The sequence below is a fragment of the Pseudomonas sp. ICMP22404 genome, from assembly GCF_006227205.1.
In the GTDB taxonomy this organism is placed as follows: Bacteria; Pseudomonadota; Gammaproteobacteria; order Pseudomonadales; family Pseudomonadaceae; genus Aquipseudomonas.
In genome coordinates this window covers 1-3047 of sequence record NZ_VCNG01000037.1, presented here as the reverse complement: position 1 = coordinate 3047, position 3047 = coordinate 1, and the positions used below count along the sequence as shown (strand labels likewise).

Here is a 3047-nt window from a genome sequence, read left to right as displayed (position 1 = left end):
TGTTGATGGTGATACCGCGAGCTTTTTCTTCCGGGGCGCTGTCGATCTTGTCGAAGTCAACCTTGGCCGAACCGAAAACTTCGGAGCAGACGCGGGTCAGAGCAGCGGTCAAGGTGGTTTTACCGTGGTCGACGTGACCGATGGTACCGACGTTGACGTGCGGCTTATTACGTTCGAACTTTTCCTTAGCCATCGAAATCACCCCTAGGAGAAGAATTTAGCAACTCACACAAGCCATTAAAACAAAGGCAGATATTTTCATATCTGCCTTGTTATATGGAGCTCTTGAGCGGATTTGAACCGCTGACCTCACCCTTACCAAGGGTGTGCTCTACCAACTGAGCTACAAGAGCGAAACACTTTGCACAACCTGCAAACTTGGAGCGGGTAGCGGGAATCGAACCCGCATCATCAGCTTGGAAGGCTGAGGTTCTACCACTAAACTATACCCGCGGAGCCTGCAGCTCACGCTAGAAACTGGTGGAGGGGGAAGGATTCGAACCTTCGAAGTCGTAGACGTCAGATTTACAGTCTGATCCCTTTGGCCGCTCGGGAACCCCTCCTAAGCGAGCCGGCATTCTACATCATGCCAGCCTTCTGTCAAGCATTTTCTCATTAAAAACCTGAGGTTAGCTGCGTTGACCACGTTTCGCATTGTTGACCGTTAAAGGTCTTCGCTGCGAAGCGGGCGCCATTCTATGCAAACTACCCCAAGGGTGCAACCCCCTCACAAGGCATTATTTTATGTTTTAACTCATTGAATTCTTTAGAAAGGTTTTGAAGGAACGTTTCATTCACCTTCCCTGTACTTTCCGGCGAAACCTGGACCCAAAATCCGGCCTCAGGGGCACCTGAAGCAGTGGCGCGTGCCACAACCCCCAGCGCTGCCAATTTTTGCTCCAACTGCCGGTTCATTTCCGGACGAGTAAAGCCGCCCAGATAAACACACGTCTTTTGCGCTTCACCGGGCTTTCCCGAATCGCGCCTCACAAGCGCGTCCGCCGTCTCACTCAAGAGATGAATATCCTGCTGCGAGCCGCGATACAAACTCAGAGGGGTGACATCCTTAGCACGAAGCGGAGCTTCCTGTTGATGCCATACATAATAGAAAGCGTTCAAAACCAGCAATAACAGGAACAGCCACCGCATAGGAACCTCAAGACAAAGGACAGGCCATCGCCAAGCCGACAAAAACCAGGTCAGGCACCAACCTGGCGTCAGGGACAATACCGGAAACCAGATTAGCGTCCCCCCCCGTTAGAAACACAACGAAATCCTCACCCCAGTACTGCCGCGCCATCTCAAGTTGAGTCAGGACAAACCCCCTGAGCATCAACATGCAACCACGCTCCACGGCCTCGACAGTCGCCCGTCCAGGAGCGAGACTTTCATGAGCACGCTCCGCAGCCCTATCGTCATAGCGAATCCGGCGGGTATGGGTACGCAACTGATTGCGCATCAAAGACATGCCCGGACAAATGAAGCCCCCAAGGTGCTCACCGTCTGCAGCCACAAAATCGGCTGTAACGGCGGTACCAAAATCGAGCACCAGACAAGCACCCGAGGCCAGGTGAAACCCTCCAAGCAAAGCCAACCATCGATCCAGGCCCAGCCGCTCGTAATCCTCATAGCCATTTCGAACGCCGGCCATTTCACGGGTTGGCGCAGCTCGCGCTACGGTCACTCCGAACGCATCAACCAGCGCAGTAACCAGCGATTCGGTTTCGTCCTGGGTGCGCACGCTGACAAGACGACATTTTATGAGCTGAAATTTTCCAGCATCGCTCAAACAAGCCAGTAGATCGCCATCAGAACTGACCACACCTCCGTCGACCGGCGTAAGGCCGTCGGCGCGAAGCACGCGCCACTTGATAAAGCTGTTGCCGCAATCGAGCTCAAGAATCATCACGCAACCTCAAACTGAGCTCACCACCGCTAAAATTTCTTTCCACGCCATCCACCTTCAAACGCAGCGCTCCCTGGTAATCGATACCCAGCACAACGCCATCAATTTGATTGACACCCGCAATCAATGATACAGCCCGCCCTTGCCACAAATGATGCCGCTCCCACTCTGGCTGTATTGCGGCAAATCCAGACGCCTGGTGAAGCGTCAAGAATCGCTGGAGATTTGCCCCCAATCGCGCCACCAACTCATTCCGGTCAAAACACCCTCCAGCCACAAGACTCATGGATGTCCACTGCTGATCAACCTCATCGCTGGACTGCATATTCACATTGATTCCCACCCCCAGGACAACGTGGCAGACATCAGCCGGATCCCCTACTAGCTCAAGCAATATCCCTGCAATCTTTCTATCATCAACCAGAACATCGTTAGGCCATTTCAACCCCGCCTGCTGAACGCCCATATCATGCAAAGCATGCAAGACAGCCAGTCCCACAACGAGACTGAGCCCTTCTATTTGGCGCATGCCGCCATCGATACGCAGTACCAGGCTGTAGTAGAGGTTTTCTGCAAAGGGACTGACCCACTTTCGACCGCGGCGACCGCGGCCGGCAGTCTGCCGCTCAGCCAAAACCAGGAATGGCGCCGCCACCCCGCGCTCTATGGAGCGCAACGCTTCAGCATTGGTGGAGTCGATGGAATCGAATATATGAACAGGCCATCCGCAAGGTTCCTTTGCATCAATCTCGGCCGCATCCAGTAGCAATAATGGCCTGGCCAATTGATACCCCCTGCCTCTGACCTTATGAACAGACAAGCCCAGCTCTGCCTCCAGGTGCTGTAGCTGCTTCCATACAGCACTGCGACTGATACCCAGCGCAGCGCCTAGCGCCTGCCCCGAATGGAAGCGGCCATCCTTCAGAAGTTTTAGCAACGTGAGCATGCGAACTGCGCCCTGACAATGAGGCCCGCATGATAGCCATGCGCAAGACGGTTGCATAGAAAGACAAAGGAAGCTTTCCTGCGAGCAAAACAAAACCCCTACCTGCATCAGCAGATAGGGGTTTCGGAATTTAATCTTGACGATGACCTACTCTCACATGGGGAAACCCCACACTACCATCGGCGATGCATCGTT

General features: G+C 53.9%; 4 protein-coding genes and 3 tRNA genes. All 7 read right to left on the bottom strand.

Translation table 11 applies throughout. The annotated features are described in order from the left end of the window. The coding region (locus tag FGE05_RS29505) for a GTP-binding protein (protein WP_257225755.1) at nt 1-193 on the bottom strand (193 nt) is incomplete at its 3' end. A gap of 84 nt (nt 194-277) precedes the next feature. After that, nucleotides 278-353, bottom strand: a tRNA-Thr gene (locus FGE05_RS29500). 26 nt (nt 354-379) lie between these two features. Next, a tRNA-Gly gene (locus FGE05_RS29495) sits at nt 380-453 on the bottom strand. Nucleotides 454-478: 25 nt separating this feature from the next. After that, nucleotides 479-563, bottom strand: a tRNA-Tyr gene (locus tag FGE05_RS29490). A gap of 142 nt (nt 564-705) precedes the next feature. Beyond that, nucleotides 706-1149, bottom strand: coding sequence for a hypothetical protein (locus FGE05_RS29485; protein WP_139650424.1), 444 nt, complete (start codon nt 1147-1149; stop codon nt 706-708). A gap of 7 nt (nt 1150-1156) precedes the next feature. After that, entirely contained in the window at nt 1157-1906 is a 750-nt protein-coding gene (locus FGE05_RS29480; RefSeq protein ID WP_139650423.1) for a pantothenate kinase, read from the bottom strand. Beyond that, entirely contained in the window at nt 1896-2852 is a 957-nt protein-coding gene (gene birA / locus FGE05_RS29475; protein ID WP_139650422.1) for a bifunctional biotin--[acetyl-CoA-carboxylase] ligase/biotin operon repressor BirA, read from the bottom strand. Before birA ends, FGE05_RS29480 begins: the two co-directional genes overlap by 11 nt. Between the last annotated feature and the right edge of the window lie 195 nt (nt 2853-3047).